Annotated in this window: 19 protein-coding genes, 1 tRNA gene and 1 pseudogene; 4 read left to right on the top strand and 17 right to left on the bottom strand. The window is 40.5% G+C overall.

Annotated features, from left to right (window positions below; translation table 11 throughout):
- Positions 1 to 2: 2 nt before the first annotated feature.
- The 14 genes from HMPREF1534_RS13615 to HMPREF1534_RS13670 all read right to left on the bottom strand — a co-directional run bounded on the left by HMPREF1534_RS13615 (position 3) and on the right by HMPREF1534_RS13670 (position 7,745).
- Entirely contained in the window at positions 3 to 668 is a 666-nt protein-coding gene (locus tag HMPREF1534_RS13615; protein ID WP_005938123.1) for a P-loop NTPase family protein, read from the bottom strand.
- Positions 637 to 1,437 (bottom strand): DUF4373 domain-containing protein, encoded by an 801-nt coding sequence (locus HMPREF1534_RS13620; protein WP_005938120.1) that lies wholly within the window; start codon positions 1,435 to 1,437, stop codon positions 637 to 639. The genes HMPREF1534_RS13615 and HMPREF1534_RS13620 overlap by 32 nt, the downstream gene beginning before the upstream one ends.
- Before the next feature lie 11 nt (positions 1,438 to 1,448).
- Positions 1,449 to 1,862 (bottom strand): VRR-NUC domain-containing protein, encoded by a 414-nt coding sequence (locus tag HMPREF1534_RS13625; protein WP_005938117.1) that lies wholly within the window; start codon positions 1,860 to 1,862, stop codon positions 1,449 to 1,451.
- Entirely contained in the window at positions 1,852 to 2,469 is a 618-nt protein-coding gene (locus HMPREF1534_RS13630; protein ID WP_018452099.1) for a DUF4494 domain-containing protein, read from the bottom strand. Before HMPREF1534_RS13630 ends, HMPREF1534_RS13625 begins: the two co-directional genes overlap by 11 nt.
- On the bottom strand, positions 2,466 to 2,741 hold the full coding sequence (locus tag HMPREF1534_RS13635; protein ID WP_005938110.1) for an HU family DNA-binding protein: 276 nt from the start codon (positions 2,739 to 2,741) through the stop codon (positions 2,466 to 2,468). Before HMPREF1534_RS13635 ends, HMPREF1534_RS13630 begins: the two co-directional genes overlap by 4 nt.
- Before the next feature lie 88 nt (positions 2,742 to 2,829).
- Positions 2,830 to 3,009 carry a hypothetical protein gene (locus tag HMPREF1534_RS19680; RefSeq protein WP_005938107.1) on the bottom strand — a complete coding sequence of 60 codons (180 nt, stop codon included), beginning with the start codon at positions 3,007 to 3,009 and terminating at the stop codon, positions 2,830 to 2,832.
- Between the two features lie 51 nt (positions 3,010 to 3,060).
- Positions 3,061 to 3,810, bottom strand: coding sequence for an MBL fold metallo-hydrolase (locus HMPREF1534_RS13640; protein ID WP_005938104.1), 750 nt, complete (start codon positions 3,808 to 3,810; stop codon positions 3,061 to 3,063).
- Positions 3,811 to 3,821: 11 nt separating this feature from the next.
- A complete protein-coding gene (locus HMPREF1534_RS13645; protein ID WP_005938100.1) occupies positions 3,822 to 4,712 on the bottom strand; it encodes a hypothetical protein in 891 nt (296 codons plus the stop codon).
- A 27-nt stretch (positions 4,713 to 4,739) separates the two neighbouring features.
- Positions 4,740 to 6,710: an ATP-binding protein gene (locus tag HMPREF1534_RS13650; protein ID WP_005938096.1), complete on the bottom strand. Its 1,971-nt coding sequence runs from the start codon at positions 6,708 to 6,710 to the stop codon at positions 4,740 to 4,742.
- A gap of 30 nt (positions 6,711 to 6,740) precedes the next feature.
- A tRNA-OTHER gene (locus HMPREF1534_RS0118850) sits at positions 6,741 to 6,827 on the bottom strand.
- A gap of 3 nt (positions 6,828 to 6,830) precedes the next feature.
- A complete protein-coding gene (locus tag HMPREF1534_RS13655) occupies positions 6,831 to 7,100 on the bottom strand; it encodes a hypothetical protein (RefSeq protein WP_005938093.1) in 270 nt (89 codons plus the stop codon).
- 11 nt (positions 7,101 to 7,111) lie between these two features.
- Positions 7,112 to 7,357 (bottom strand): hypothetical protein, encoded by a 246-nt coding sequence (locus tag HMPREF1534_RS13660; protein ID WP_018452100.1) that lies wholly within the window; start codon positions 7,355 to 7,357, stop codon positions 7,112 to 7,114.
- Entirely contained in the window at positions 7,344 to 7,541 is a 198-nt protein-coding gene (locus HMPREF1534_RS13665; RefSeq protein WP_005938087.1) for a hypothetical protein, read from the bottom strand. Before HMPREF1534_RS13665 ends, HMPREF1534_RS13660 begins: the two co-directional genes overlap by 14 nt.
- Before the next feature lie 12 nt (positions 7,542 to 7,553).
- Positions 7,554 to 7,745, bottom strand: coding sequence for a hypothetical protein (locus tag HMPREF1534_RS13670; protein ID WP_005938084.1), 192 nt, complete (start codon positions 7,743 to 7,745; stop codon positions 7,554 to 7,556).
- 141 nt (positions 7,746 to 7,886) lie between these two features.
- Here HMPREF1534_RS13670 and HMPREF1534_RS13675 point away from each other — a divergent pair, with 141 nt between their 5' ends.
- From HMPREF1534_RS13675 to HMPREF1534_RS13685, 3 genes are read left to right on the top strand one after another with little or no spacing between them, the layout of a single operon-like run.
- Positions 7,887 to 8,261, top strand: coding sequence for a hypothetical protein (locus HMPREF1534_RS13675; protein ID WP_005938081.1), 375 nt, complete (start codon positions 7,887 to 7,889; stop codon positions 8,259 to 8,261).
- On the top strand, positions 8,258 to 8,905 hold the full coding sequence (locus tag HMPREF1534_RS13680) for a hypothetical protein (protein WP_005938079.1): 648 nt from the start codon (positions 8,258 to 8,260) through the stop codon (positions 8,903 to 8,905). Before HMPREF1534_RS13675 ends, HMPREF1534_RS13680 begins: the two co-directional genes overlap by 4 nt.
- 35 nt (positions 8,906 to 8,940) lie before the next feature.
- Entirely contained in the window at positions 8,941 to 9,240 is a 300-nt protein-coding gene (locus tag HMPREF1534_RS13685; RefSeq protein ID WP_005938076.1) for a hypothetical protein, read from the top strand.
- A 418-nt stretch (positions 9,241 to 9,658) separates the two neighbouring features.
- Here the strand turns inward: HMPREF1534_RS13685 and HMPREF1534_RS13690 are convergent, their stop codons facing one another.
- Complete coding sequence (locus tag HMPREF1534_RS13690) at positions 9,659 to 10,207, bottom strand: flavodoxin family protein (RefSeq protein ID WP_005938074.1); 549 nt, start codon at positions 10,205 to 10,207, stop codon at positions 9,659 to 9,661.
- Between the two features lie 256 nt (positions 10,208 to 10,463).
- On the opposite strand from HMPREF1534_RS13690, the gene HMPREF1534_RS13695 reads away from it, so the two are divergent.
- Positions 10,464 to 10,901, top strand: a complete 438-nt coding sequence (locus tag HMPREF1534_RS13695) for a hypothetical protein (RefSeq protein WP_005938071.1) — start codon at positions 10,464 to 10,466, stop codon at positions 10,899 to 10,901.
- A gap of 78 nt (positions 10,902 to 10,979) precedes the next feature.
- Here HMPREF1534_RS13695 and HMPREF1534_RS13700 read toward each other — a convergent pair whose 3' ends face one another.
- Together HMPREF1534_RS13700 and HMPREF1534_RS21390 are read right to left on the bottom strand one after the other, a co-directional pair.
- The gene (locus HMPREF1534_RS13700; RefSeq protein WP_005938068.1) at positions 10,980 to 13,280 is read right to left on the bottom strand and encodes an ABC transporter permease; all 2,301 of its coding nucleotides are present in this window, start codon (positions 13,278 to 13,280) and stop codon (positions 10,980 to 10,982) included.
- Positions 13,281 to 13,326: 46 nt separating this feature from the next.
- Positions 13,327 to 13,687, bottom strand: a pseudogene (locus tag HMPREF1534_RS21390) (hypothetical protein).

The following is a 13,687-nucleotide window of genomic DNA, read 5'->3' as shown; positions in this document are numbered from 1 at the left end:
GTTTACTGTTTTCTGAATGACTGCTCATTGCCGAAATTGATGATTAGCATCATTTCACGGAAACGGTCTGCAATTCGTTCGTCGTAATATTCTGCAATTTCTTTTGCCGTAAGATTGGATGAGACCAGCGTACAGAACTGCTCTTCATAGCGGAAAGACAGCATATCCATGGCGGCGGTTACGTAATCGCCATAATGAATGCTTTCTTTCGGTTCGGAGCCGAGTTCGTCGATTGCGAGTATTTCGATTTGGCGCAGCCTTTTGTAGCGTGCCACATCGGAGGTGTTGTCGCGTGTGGGATTGTTATACGCTTTAGCCAGCAAGACGAGTTCTTTAGCCGATACCATCATGTAGCCGCGTATCGGATATGCATCCGCATTGCTGTTATACCCCTCATCAGAGCGCAAGTAGTTTATAAGGTTTTGCAATGCACGCAGAATGGTGGTTTTCCCATTTCCGGCATCGCCGCAAAGGAACAATCCGAAAGTGGAGGCTTCCGATGTAATCCAATTGGAAATGTCCCAAAGGTGCTTTTTGTATTGTTCGGTGGCATTAAATTCCCTATGCCTATGAGCAACTTCCACCCGGCACGCTTCATATAGCATAGCGTAAACTTGCTTGGCGGTATATGGCAATCTAAAACGAGTTACCATATGTTTTCTCTTCATCAGATTTGAGAAGATTACCTCTGCGTTGATTTCTGCTTTCGGGTCTAACTTTATCATCTTTTCTTTTATTTTTATCATTTACAATTCTCAACCATGCGTTGAAGTGCTGTTTGGCATCCTGTAAGGAAGAATGCCGGTCTTTCCCGTCTGCCAGGCATTGCACCCGGAAGTCGTCAAGACTGCTGCGCAAAGAGGAAATATTCGTTGCATGAAGCACTTGTAATTGGTCAAGCCAACACTCGTCTTTTTTCAGTTCGGCAATTTCTTCATCGATAGTCATGGAGTAAGGCTCGTATTGCAGTTCGTTTTGCACTGTTGTACTACCTTGTATCGTTTGTGGATTGTCATTCTTTCGTGGCAGTTTTTCAGTTTGTTTGGGCTTTCTTTTCTCGATTAGGTTATAATCCCCAATATAGCAAACACGACGGCACTGTACGCATATACGACTATACCTTTCCTGAATACCTTTAGAAGTCAATACTTTTTCAGCGTCAAACAATTCTTTTGAAAACAACCCCAGTGTCAGGCAGGTTTTGATTACTTCTGATATATATGCCTCCTCAAATCCCGTAAGCTCCGAGCAAATGAAAGGCAACTCTTTATCCCACTTCATATAATACCCACTCTTGTAGATATTGCAGAGCAGCAGAGCATATACCGTTATAGCTTTTCCACCTTGATACTTGATTAGTTTTCTTATTTTAAGGTCGTTAAATATATCTATATCCAGAGGGAAATAGTCAAGACCTTTTTTAAAAGTTCGTGCCATATCTGACTTTTTTAAAATTCATTTCTCAAATAATCATCCACTTCACGAATGAAATCATCTAGCGAAAAGCACAGAACATATTTGTATTCTCCGTTTTCACATATTATCTTTTGCCATTCTTTTTGTGATGGAGATTGATAGCCGCCTTTCTTTTTCATTTCAATGAGCAGCGCACCATAATCACGATTGCTTTTCAACAGAATCAAATCGGATACACCGGCTGTTACGCCCTCAGCTTTCAATTTGCCACCTGTAACAGTATCACGTCTTCCTCCGTTCGGCACAGCAAACAACCGGCCTTTTAACTTCGGATACTTCAAATTGAACCACTTTACGCAAGAGCATTGTATGCGATGTTCCTCATCGTCATATTTTTGCTTCTTTTTTCGTTTCCTTTCCATTTGAAGCATTTCCTCAAGTGTCATTGTCGCTTTGCTTTTCGGGTGTAACAATGGTGTCTTTTCCGGTCTTGTCTACTACAACTTTTTTCCCACCAACGGTTATCGTTGTCCTGCAACCTTCGGGGAGAGATTGTATGAAATTTCGTACAACAGGCGAATTGGCATTTTCACTGATGATATCCGTAATGGACTCATCTGCGGCATATGGATAGACGTCCATAATGGCAGTTTCCGCTACCGATGCAATTTGGTAGTCGGCCATTGTGCCTTTCATACCCTCATCCAGTTTATTTACTGCATCACGCAAGTCGGCTGCTTGTACCAGTACGTTGGTAGCCGTCTTTTTTTCTGCTCCACTTTTTTCATCTGAGGTAATGAAATACAGCTTGCACTTGAACCAGCGGTCGGCACTGTCTTCCTCACAGGGAAAGAGCTCGCTATAGTTGGCACGTTTAATGTCGGAAACTGTAAACTCACCGGAAATAAAGGGTGTCATTTCTTCAATGATGCGTGCTTCCGCTTCCGTGAAGCTGAGCGCGTCAACCAGATAGGGTTCTGTTACTTTCTTGTTCATTCCGTTATCCATTGTCTTTTCATAACGGATTTTACATTCAAACCACGTGTGCATCATGAGTTCATTTTTTCTTTGAGTTGTTTACTGACTACAAGTTTTACTGTTCGTCTTGCCGGAATGATTACCGTTGTTCTCTTGTAGATATTACGGGCTTTCCTTTCTTTTGTGATATAAGTCTTGATAGTGCCAAAACCACGTATATAGACACTTTCACCTTTACAAAGTGCTTTCTCAATAGCATCAAAAGCACAATCTACGGCTTGAATAGCCTGTGAGCGACTAATAGTCGTATTGTTGATAACATGTTCAACGATCTCAATTTTTCTCATTGTTTTTATTTTTATTAAAATGATAGATCACTATTGTTTGGCCTACAATTCTCAGTTTTGTATTGAGTATTTTCAACTGATTTTTTCATTATGATTCTTGATTTAAATCCGCAGATAGAAGTAGGACGATGGCTGCAATGGCAAAACTCATTCCTAAAATGGCATACGTATATGCTTTAGAGGATTTGGATTCTAAAGCAAAATGAAAGTTAACAGCAAAAATGATGATATTCAAAACAATAAATATTATATCAAAATAGATTCTCATATTACTTCTTTATTTACTGGTTACTATTATTTTTCCTCATAATCACAAATGCTAATAGGGATTCTTGTTAAATGTTAACGAAAGCCCATTTGTAGCGGCTGTTATTTCTATCTCTGGATATAATCTTTCTATTCCATGGATAAACTCCGTAGCATTGCTGTTATTGTCGGACAGATGCAGGAGTAGAATGTTGCATACTTGAGACAGGTCATTGGCTTGCAATGTGAGGAGACAGTTATCATAGGACATGTGCGACTTAATGGTGCGTTCGTAGCGTTTCTTGTCAATGCGCCCGGCAGTGAAATTTGCATCAAGAATTTCCTTGCTATAATTGCACTCCAACATTACATTGTTAAGACCGGGAAATTTGTATTTTAGGAAATAGGTGTCTGTGGCAAACAGCACTGTTCCGCACTCTTCATGACGGATGAGGTATCCGTAAGGTTCCGCAGCATCATGTTGTACAGGGAACGGTATCACTCTAAATCCATTTATCACAACTTGTTCGAATGGCAACAGCCCTTTTGCCCAATAGCTGGAAGAGAAACCAAGCGCATGTTTTGTGCCTTGACTCATATAGCAAGGTATGCAGGCGTTTATAAAATCGCCCACACATTTGGCATGGTCGCCATGCTCATGGCTGACGATACAACCAACAATGCTGTTTAGATTGAAGTCAAGAACCTTTTTTACTTTGTTGAACTTAACTCCGGCTTCCACTGCAAGTACCTCACCAGTCTTTTCAGACTGGAAGAGGTAACAGTTGCCTGATGATGAAGAACCTAACACATGAAGTTTCATTTCAAATAGGATTAATAGCCCGGTCCATCATCCTCGGTTGAGGCTTGTTTTTCGGTACTTGTTTCACCTTGGGGCTCTTTAATTTCTCCTGTTTCAGGGTCAACACCTGCCGGAACTTCGTTGGAAACCGGAGCTACTGCATCATCAAAACTGATAGTGCCTTTGTTGGCTTGCGTGGAAATTTCTTTCGCAACCTGTTCTGTAACATCGACATAATCGGCGTCCTCTACATTTTCTTCAACGGTACGCATACCCATTGACAGTTCCGGTGAGTATGTAGAGCACCAGAACGAGGCGGCACGGTAACGTAACATCTGTTCGGGCATAGTACGCCACTTGCTGCCGTTTTTGCTATACCAACCCTCATCAATCGCCATTTGTATGGTAACGGCTGTACCACGTAAGGCAAGTGGTGATTTTGATGTAACCGGTTTTCCGTTCTCATCATGCGTAACACCTTTAGGAGTAGTCCATGCCACACACTTGACATTTGCCACACCGTTATTGCAAACTCCATTTGATGTCAATTCAAACTTCAGTGGTTCAAAGCGTCCACAAGTATTGATAGTGGCAATTAGGAACTTGGACGACCAAGATGGGCGACCATATACAATGTACAAGTTCTGCATTACCATAAGAGGGGATGCGCCAATGCGTGTGGCCACATCGAATGCGATTACGCAGTTGGCTACTGCTTCGGCTTCAGAGACCGTTTTTTTAGGTCCTTCTCCGGTCTTACCGCCAACAACACCGCCAATGCGGTAACTTTCGGGTACAAGACTGGAATTGGCAAACATGGTGGAGAAACGGTTGAGCGTTTCAATGGTTGTCGGGTCAAAGAAGTTGATGCCAGCAGGAACGTTACTTTGATGTGTAACCGGTGTGATTTGTCTTTCGTTCATAATTCTAATAATTAAAGATTTAACTATTTATTTTACTGTTAGTTGACTGTCTGTTGTAACCTGCAAGAATATCATTTGTGCGTTGGAAGCAATGAATGTATTCACGCTTTCGGCACGGTCAATGAACATTGGAGCATAGACTTCGTAATGCCTTGCCAATGTGTTGGTGATGTCAATACCTGCGTTCACTTGCTTTGCTGTATTGCACGTACCATAGGACACACCATCAATTATAGGGATACATACTTCGTATTCGTTTCCGTCAAGAGTGGTATCGAAAAGTTTCCAGTGTACCATGCCAAACAGCGAGTTCAAACGGCTCTCACAATCATCAATGCGAGCTTTGGCAAACTTAGCAGCTATATATTCACGTTTCTCTATGTCGGCTATCTTCTGTGCGAGTTCACGACCTTCCTTTTCAAGACGCTCTATTTCTTTATCATAGTTGGCGATAATGGTACGGTTGTTTAGTTGGATTTCCAAGTTCTTAATAGCAGATTTCACCAACTCGGCACGTTCGGACAGTTCGGTATCTGTCTGAGTATATGTGATATTTGCTATTTCTTTTTCTATCTCATCCAAACGTTTTAGGTTTGCTGCATACGCAGGCAGCTCGTTTTCGTTGATGGCGGACGGTGCTGCTTTCGGGGTGGATTTCAGACGATCATACAGCCCTGCAATACATTCGTCAATGGCAGTAATCTTTTTAGAATGCTCTACAAGTTCTTCATTACGCCTGTTTAATTCCTCTCGGTATGATTCGACTTGTGTCGACAGGGATTTTCCACGTGATTGATTCTCTTTGAGCCTGTTTTGTTTATATTCTTCAAACTTTTGGAGAGCGTCTTGTATCATATTGTCGGGTAAAGGCTGGCCGCAATGAGGACAGATATTATCACCGGTGTACTGTGTGGCACGAATGGATGCCCATTCGGAACGTAATTCTTCAAGTCTGCTTGTTGTTCTAGTTATTTCTTCGTTCAAATACTTGATGCGTTCTTTTGCACGGGTAATGTCTATATTGCAATCCGATCGTTCGGAATGAATATTCTTCAACTCTTTCTCGATTTCATTACGTGTTTCGTTCTGCTTATCGGCTTCCTCCTGACGACTTCTCCTTTCTGCGGCAAGAATATCCTTCTGTTGCTGTTCGATTTGCCGTTTTTCACGGTTCAGCGCAGCTTTTTTATCGATGGCAGATTGCTTGCGAGCATCTTCAGAATGCAGAAGTTCGTTTATTTCTTCCAGCTCTTTCTTTTTGTCGGTGAGCATTTCTTCCAATGAGTTCCAATCCTCGGCTTCTGGTTTCATCTTGTCCGTTTGGTCGATACGTGGCTTGATTTCATCCGCTTGCATTTTTAGACGTTTTTTCTCTGCGGCAATCTGCCGACGATAATCTGCCAATGATTTGCCACTCAACATGTCTACGAGAGCGGTAAATTCTGCATTTCCCTGCGCCAATTCGTTGTCTGTTTTGGCTCCGGCAATGGACATTAACACTTCACGTTGAACATCTTGTTTTAACGATAGGAAATACTCGGTATTGGTTAGCATCTTGAAAAGGTTCTCATCAATGATTTCGGCATTTATACGTTCCTTATACTCATTGACACGAACAGGTACGCCGTCCCATGTGCATTCGGTGACATTCCCCTTGAACACTTCCTCTACTTGTCCACGAGGTTTGACCCATTGCTCCTTATACTCTCGTTTGATGGTAATTTCCGTTCCATCAACGACTAATGTTCCCTCTACGGAGCATTCACAATGCTGTAGGGGATTGCCCTTTTCGTCTGTGGTGCGCAAGTTGAAGTCTTTACGGTCTTTGCTGTCCTTGCCGAAAAGCAGCCAACAGAACGCATCCATGTGCCTGGACTTGCCGAGACCGTTACGACCACAGATACGTGTAACAGTGCCATCTGTATGGAACTGTGTTGTCCTTTCTTTTTCTCCACGCCAGTTGCGAAGCGTGATTGATTTTAGCTGAATTGCTTTCATCTACTTTGATTTTTAATAGTGAAAAAATAGTGGGAGGAACAGGATTTGAACCTGTGTCCTGCTGCATCTTGGCCATTTGGGTACGTACCGCCGCTCTATCCGCTGAGCTATCCTCCCTTATCATTTGAAATAGTCTTGTTGTAACCTTTGTAGTGTACGCAGTTCGATTGTGCGGTATTCAACTTTGCCCGGACGCTTGCAGGGGGTTATTTTACCCTGCTTGCGCCATCTATCCACATTGCCACGCCCAAACATAGCGTATGCTTTTCGCTGGCTGACCATTTCGGGGTCATTGTGTGTATCGGCAAGCATACGGACTACAGAGGACGCTACATCGCGGACGAAAGTGTCATAAGTAACGGATTTATCGGGAAAATCAATAGTGAGCATAGGATTACGGATTAAAGTGAATACTCTGCACGATAATTTTCATCGGTTTTAATGAAATATGTAAGCACTTTTATTAGGGAACGTTTAGAACCGGGCTTGGCAATAGAGTCAACCAGACTTTCTCTCTTTTGCTTGTCTGTAGCAATAAAGATGTAGCCCACGTGTCTTGCTTCCGGTTTAAGAGGCTTGATTTGAGAATTTAATTTTTTGAAATTGATAGACATGATATTGTAAGTTAAGAGGTTATTTGTTTTCATTTTGAAACTCCATCCATGATATACGTACCAGTTTCCATGTGAGAAAGATGAATACAGCTGATACAAGATAGCCAATGAACGATGCGATGTTTCCAAGTATGATATGTGCCACAATGCTGACAACCACCGCAAAAAGCATGATGCAGGATAGTATCAGTTGTGAAATATTTACAAATTTGTTCATGATGATTACAAATTACGATATTCTGATTACTGTTATGATACGCTTTTCTCGGTCCGTTTCTGTCTGGTACTTACGATTCAGGATAAGTCCGAGATCGGAAGCCTGAGCACGGACGCTCTTAGTCTTTTCAATGGGGAAAGTAACCGTTTTACCTACTTCCAAATCCGTTAAAGTTGGACGTACTTTTACTTGATTTTCTGCCATTTTATTTGTTTTTTATGGGTTATTGTTTAACTTTATAGTGCAAAACTAATATATTTATTCGTGGCGAACAAATATTTTCGTCATAAAATTTAGTGTATGCGAAATTAAATATTAGTCGACTAATTCAAGTTCCTGTAAATCATGAATTTAGAAATTGTTAGAAAATTGAGCGAAAACAGAGGTGGTGGATTAAAGAAACTTGCTGCTGATGTTGGAATGAGCGAACAAAATCTACATAGATGCATTAGAAACAATAAGATTCAAGCGGCAGACTTAGAGAAGATTGCTTTTCTATTAAAAGCTGACATACGAATTTTTTTTGATGATGAAGTATCAAGACTATCAAATAATACAGTTGAAACAAACGGCGATTTTAGTCCTGCTTCGATGATGGGCAACGTGTCTGTAGGCACAGATGCTATTCTTGTAGAACGAGTGAAGCATTTGGAAGAATTGTTGGCTGAAAAGGAGAGGTTGATTAAGGTTTATGAAAAGTTAGTAGAGGGAAAAAAATGAGATATATAGTTGGAATAATATGTCTTATTACTTCTTTACTGTTATGTGCTTGCAGTGAAGATGACGAGAAAGGCGCTGAACGCTATTCGGGTGTATTTTTGAGTATGGAGGCTATAGATGCTATTACTCCGGAAGATTCTTTTTCTGATGTCATATTGCATAATGTTGAGTTTGAAAAAGTGGAAGTAGGAAAAGGAGAGCCTATAGAAGCTGGTGATTACACTGTGAAGACAGAAACTACTTACGACTTAATCATGCGAGAATCCGAAGCTGATCTGTATATAAAAACAGAAAAAAGAACAGATAAAATGTTTGAGGCAACTTGTGTATATAAATATGTTTTTAAGCAGGGAACTTACGGAGTGATTGAAGTATCAGAAAATGCTATTACGGTCAACGGATATCCATATTGTAAACTTCAAAAATTTACACTAATACGTACTGAGCCAATTGGAGAAAAATATTCCAAACAAGATACAGAGACAGAAAATTACAAGGGAGTATTCTCCTGCAAAAGCAATGGTAGAAGCATAACTTTGTCAAATAGTGATTATATGTTTGAAGCCGCGCTTGATGGTAACGAATGTAGGTTAACAGAATTATCTCCTGAACATAAAAATATCGGCACATTAGAAAAGCAATGAACGGAGAGTACCCATATTGTAAAACAGAGCCTTTTATGGATGAATTGAAAAAAGCCGCATTCAATGCTATCTACAAAGATGGTTGTGATAATTGTGGAGATTGGATAGATACATTGGTAAACTGTTATTCCGAAGAAGTGGTGGACGCTCTTGGGAATAATCCCAATGAGGTTTATGCAGAATTGGAAGATATATGGGAAACCATGGATTATGAAGACCCTCGAACCGGTATTTGCCTAACTTATCAGAATTGGGCAGAATATTTCACAGGGGAGTTTGCCCATACAATCTACAATGAATTGATTAAATCAAAGCAGGTGAACGAACGTAAATAATCCGTTTTAAAGCGTTCAAACCTTTAAGATGATAAAAGTATCGTTTTTCGTATTTGTGTTGATTGTGGCTTATCTATTTGCCTTAAATGGGTAATATATCAAGACTGGTAGCGGCGAGTTCTTCGATAAATGGACGAAAACATTAATCATAATAGACAGATACGAAGAAATTGAATAAACGAATATTGTTGAGAAGTATTATATAACTCATTGAAAAGTATCTTATTTTGGCAGCGGCGCAGGCAGCGGTAGAAGAAGCTTAAAAAATAGCTAAATATTAAAAAAGGTCAGGCGGTTAACCTTTATCACAAGGTATTATCGCCTGACCTTTTTTTAGTATGTTTGTTATGTAGAACGATATACTTCTCAAAGTCTTTCAGAAAGTCCTAAGTCTTTTTGAGAGAGATGAAAATCCTCATCAACTTTCCAAACAATGTCTGCCCATCTCATAAGCTTCCCGCATCGCCGGCTTATCATTTATTTCTCCTGTATGCCAAACACCTGCTCCATACACAACCCCTTTGATAACCGGATTCTCCAAGCAATCTAAAAATCCTTGGAAAGTATCAATAGTACGTTCCATCAGTTTCCGGTCTCCTTCTGCAGCAGTGGCAATAAAATAAAACTCTTTGTTACCCATTTCTGTATAACGTCCGCAGCAACGGTCTATCAAAGTCTTCATTTGAGCACTCATCGTGTAGAAATAAACCGGAGTTGCCATTACTATCACATCTGCCCTTATCATTTTTTCCAATATTTCAGCAGTATCATCTTTTTGCGGACAAGGCTTATTGTAACGGCTGCATGTGCTACACCCGGTACAGTAATTTATTATTTTATCACGTAGAAATATCTTTTCCACTTCATTGCCTGACTCCATTGCTCCACGCATAAATTCGTCACACAATGTATCAGAATTTCCGCCACGACGCGGACTGGAAGATAATATCAGCACTTTCTTTGCCATAATTCGTATTTTAAGAGTTATTTTTGTTTCTTTTCCAACGGCAAAGATAAACTATCCGCCAATAATTTCTGTAGATAATTTACAGATAAAATAACCTCGATTACGGATTCTTCTTTCCTCTTATCTAAAATTCGTAAATCCCTCTTGCAAATAGGGAAATTCCCTATATAAATAGTAATATTCTCTTTATAGTATCATTTTCCCCACCTATTTTTGCAGTATAAGAAAAAAACAGTAAACTAAAATCAAATGGATTATGAAAACAAAGATAAGAGAATGCTTCGGTCTATTGGTATTTGTCCTAACCATGCTTAGTTTGACTTCATGCGAAGTAGAAATAGATAGCTGGTATGATAATGATGATTATAGTGAGGTATATTATAGAAAGACACATGAACTGTGCAGCCGTACATGGCAGGAAAGTTGGGAGCAAGATGGAAAATATTACACCCAGCGATTGGACTTTTATGAAAATCGGACCGGAAAAGACTATATACGAGTGGAGTATCGAGATGGCTGCGTAACTGAAGACATATATTACTTTGATTGGAATTGGGATAACAATACACAAACATGTATCCGTATGAAATACGGACCGGATGACGTCTCTTATTTTGAACGCATCTGGATGAGCGACAATACACTAAGTGGTTTGCTTGACGGTACAGAAGTTTATTTTAAAGGAAGGTATTAGGAAAAAAGAACGAGGTGGCTGTCAAAAGGCAGTCGCCTCGTTTCCATATCAGTACTTTCTTTGATAATGTAGATAAAGTTATTCGTTCTTCAGACTGAGAATGGGGTTTTCGTTGGCTATCCGCCATGACTTGATAATCACACAGCCCACGATGAACGCCAATACAACGATGAATACACCTGTATAAAACAGCCAATCGGTAGTCATTACATCCCGAAACTGCGACTTCCATACCATTCCTGTATAGTGCGAAAGAACAACGCCTATCAATATGGCCGGTACAGCGATACGGATGACATCTGTTGACAACATCAGCAAAATGCCTTTCACTTCCGCCCCATTAATCTTGCGGATGGCAATTTCCTTACTCCGACGCCGTATCTCATCATTAATATAACCTACCAATCCCATCAGTGTGATGGCTAAGATAGCAATGGTTGCCAAAATGATAGAATCCCGAAAAACGCGTTCTGAATGGAAAGAACGTTCCATCTGTTTGGCATAAGAGGTAAACTGTACATTATCTTGCGGATAAAGTTTCTTCATTTCTTCGTTCAAGCGTTTGAGGTTATCATCAAACGGTTCTTTCAGCCTCACATGCATTACATTGCCACGTCCGCTGCTCCAACGAATCTCGACCGGCTCCATTTGCGCCGCATCAATAAATCTGAACCCATCCAATATACCTGTCACCGTACCATGTTCGGGTACATACTCACCTACTCCGTTATTGTCCCACTTCATGGCACGCACAAATTCTTCGTTGACCAGTATTTCCCCTTCGGCTGTCGGTGCTTTTCCCGTTTTCAACCTCATCCCTATAAAATTAAAGAACTCCCTGTCAAAGAAAGTCAGGCGCGGAGAAAAAATCATATTGCCACTATTGTCATTCACCGGATAAGGAGACGGAAATCCCAACATTCCGGCTTCTGCCGTAGCAGCCCCTTCCACGTATGGCAGGTTATGAAGCAAACTGAGTGTGTTGTCCACATGCTCATACGAATCATAAACAGACGCCAACCGTTCCATATTGTAGCCTAAATCTTTTGACATCGTATAATGGTATTGAGAAAAGACTACACACGTCATCCCGACTAAGAATGCCGTACCTGCAAATTGCACAAAAAGCAACGGATACTTCCAGCGTTTCTTGTTTTCAGTGTATTGGCGGAAAACCTGGGTAATAGGAATTGAAGAAAAGAACCGTCCCGGCATGATACCTCCTATGAAGAACAGAAACAGCACCACCAAAGCAGGAGCCCAAATGTTTTGCAAGCTAAACAGTTCTCCGACAGGTGTCTGAATCAGTTCTTCTATTTTTTCATTGAAATTGAGAATGATAAAAGCAATCAAAGCTAAAGATATACATACGATTATGGCTGTTTCCCACAAAAACATTCCGAATATGCCTCCTGTACCTGCCCCATTGCATTTGTGTACGCCAATGGCTTTGGCACGGTAAGCCAGCGAAGAGAGAGAAATAAGCACGTAATTCAATGTCGCGGTGAACAGTAATGCTATTGCAAGTATACCCATAATATAAAGCATTTTCACTGTATTCCAATTGTCGAGATGCAGTCTGCGCAATGGAGAAACCATTACCTCAATACCTTTTACTCCAAACTTTCCATAGTGATCCATGGGCATATATTGGCTCATGATGATAGACGTTATACCTTTATTGATAATTTCCGCATCTGCTTTTGAATGCTTCAGGCGGACAAAAGCCTGATAATTGCCACCGGTGTTCCATCCCAATCCGCCTTTGTAATATTTCGTGCGATTGGCAATAGAGATAACGGCTTTCGGGCGATATAATGTGGTATTCAGAGGGATATCGGCATAAATACCTTTGACTATAAAAGGCTGATAATCTCCACCAATATTGTATAACAATGTTTTTCCTACCGCACCATCACTTCCGAAAACCTCTTTGGCAAAGGATTCGGACAAGAATATCATATCCGGGTTAGCTAAATCAAGCGCATTGCCTTTGTATAAAGGAAGCCCCATTGTTTGAAAAAAAGCAGAATCGACCATAAGAACCGTTTCCCTATAAGCTTTATTTCCATGAGACATCTTCCCATAAGCCTCTGTTACTGTCGTAAAACTTTCCACTTGAGCGGAAAAGTGCCGGGCAATCGCAGCAGCAGTAGGATAAATGTTATTGCCATGAAGCGGCTTTCCACCATCCCACCCTGTTTTTACCACATACAGCTGTTCGTTGTCCCGGTAAAAATTATCATAGCTCAATTCGTATGCTACTTTAGCAATCAAAATAACGGAGACAAGCAAACCTAAAGTAATGGATACCACTTTGACTATATTTGAACCTTTTCCACGAATGACATTTTGGATAGCATATTTCAATTGTTTCATTGCATTATGGTGTTTTATTTATGACTACTCAATACTAATTACTAATTTATTCTGATTTGATACTCTTTACCGGATTTTCATTAGCAATGCGCCACGCTCTGATTACCACACAGGTCACGACAAGCAACATTACGAACAAAGCAACTCCAATAAAATATAAAACATTATATAGATTCCAGGCATTATCGGGATAAATGCAAGTGGCACTTTCGATTTGTTCGGGCAGATTTTCAGCCTAAAGCCAGACGTTCTGCATCGGGATAACACTTCTCATAGCTTAATTCAAAAGCGATTTGCGAGAATAACAATATGCCGATAGTCAGTCCGAGTGAAAGAGAGATGAGCTTCGTCACATTACTTCCACGCCCGTGAAGAATCGTCTGGATTGCATAATATAATTGTTTCAT

The sequence above is a fragment of the Phocaeicola massiliensis B84634 = Timone 84634 = DSM 17679 = JCM 13223 genome, from assembly GCF_000382445.1.
Classification (GTDB): Bacteria; Bacteroidota; Bacteroidia; order Bacteroidales; family Bacteroidaceae; genus Phocaeicola; species Phocaeicola massiliensis.
This window is presented reverse-complemented; position numbering and strand designations above follow the sequence as displayed.

Excerpts from the sequence above, each read along its gene's own strand:
- HMPREF1534_RS13615 (WP_005938123.1), bottom strand. The coding sequence starts at position 668 with ATGAAGAGAAAACATATGGTAACTCGTTTTAGATTGCCATATACCGCC.
- HMPREF1534_RS13620 (WP_005938120.1), bottom strand. The coding sequence starts at position 1,437 with ATGGCACGAACTTTTAAAAAAGGTCTTGACTATTTCCCTCTGGATATA.
- HMPREF1534_RS13625 (WP_005938117.1), bottom strand. The coding sequence starts at position 1,862 with ATGACACTTGAGGAAATGCTTCAAATGGAAAGGAAACGAAAAAAGAAG.
- HMPREF1534_RS13630 (WP_018452099.1), bottom strand. The coding sequence starts at position 2,469 with ATGATGCACACGTGGTTTGAATGTAAAATCCGTTATGAAAAGACAATG.
- HMPREF1534_RS13635 (WP_005938110.1), bottom strand. The coding sequence starts at position 2,741 with ATGAGAAAAATTGAGATCGTTGAACATGTTATCAACAATACGACTATT.
- HMPREF1534_RS19680 (WP_005938107.1), bottom strand. The coding sequence starts at position 3,009 with ATGAGAATCTATTTTGATATAATATTTATTGTTTTGAATATCATCATT.
- HMPREF1534_RS13640 (WP_005938104.1), bottom strand. The coding sequence starts at position 3,810 with ATGAAACTTCATGTGTTAGGTTCTTCATCATCAGGCAACTGTTACCTC.
- HMPREF1534_RS13645 (WP_005938100.1), bottom strand. The coding sequence starts at position 4,712 with ATGAACGAAAGACAAATCACACCGGTTACACATCAAAGTAACGTTCCT.
- HMPREF1534_RS13650 (WP_005938096.1), bottom strand. The coding sequence starts at position 6,710 with ATGAAAGCAATTCAGCTAAAATCAATCACGCTTCGCAACTGGCGTGGA.
- HMPREF1534_RS13655 (WP_005938093.1), bottom strand. The coding sequence starts at position 7,100 with ATGCTCACTATTGATTTTCCCGATAAATCCGTTACTTATGACACTTTC.
- HMPREF1534_RS13660 (WP_018452100.1), bottom strand. The coding sequence starts at position 7,357 with ATGAAAACAAATAACCTCTTAACTTACAATATCATGTCTATCAATTTC.
- HMPREF1534_RS13665 (WP_005938087.1), bottom strand. The coding sequence starts at position 7,541 with ATGAACAAATTTGTAAATATTTCACAACTGATACTATCCTGCATCATG.
- HMPREF1534_RS13670 (WP_005938084.1), bottom strand. The coding sequence starts at position 7,745 with ATGGCAGAAAATCAAGTAAAAGTACGTCCAACTTTAACGGATTTGGAA.
- HMPREF1534_RS13675 (WP_005938081.1), top strand. The coding sequence starts at position 7,887 with ATGAATTTAGAAATTGTTAGAAAATTGAGCGAAAACAGAGGTGGTGGA.
- HMPREF1534_RS13680 (WP_005938079.1), top strand. The coding sequence starts at position 8,258 with ATGAGATATATAGTTGGAATAATATGTCTTATTACTTCTTTACTGTTA.
- HMPREF1534_RS13685 (WP_005938076.1), top strand. The coding sequence starts at position 8,941 with ATGGATGAATTGAAAAAAGCCGCATTCAATGCTATCTACAAAGATGGT.
- HMPREF1534_RS13690 (WP_005938074.1), bottom strand. The coding sequence starts at position 10,207 with ATGGCAAAGAAAGTGCTGATATTATCTTCCAGTCCGCGTCGTGGCGGA.
- HMPREF1534_RS13695 (WP_005938071.1), top strand. The coding sequence starts at position 10,464 with ATGAAAACAAAGATAAGAGAATGCTTCGGTCTATTGGTATTTGTCCTA.
- HMPREF1534_RS13700 (WP_005938068.1), bottom strand. The coding sequence starts at position 13,280 with ATGAAACAATTGAAATATGCTATCCAAAATGTCATTCGTGGAAAAGGT.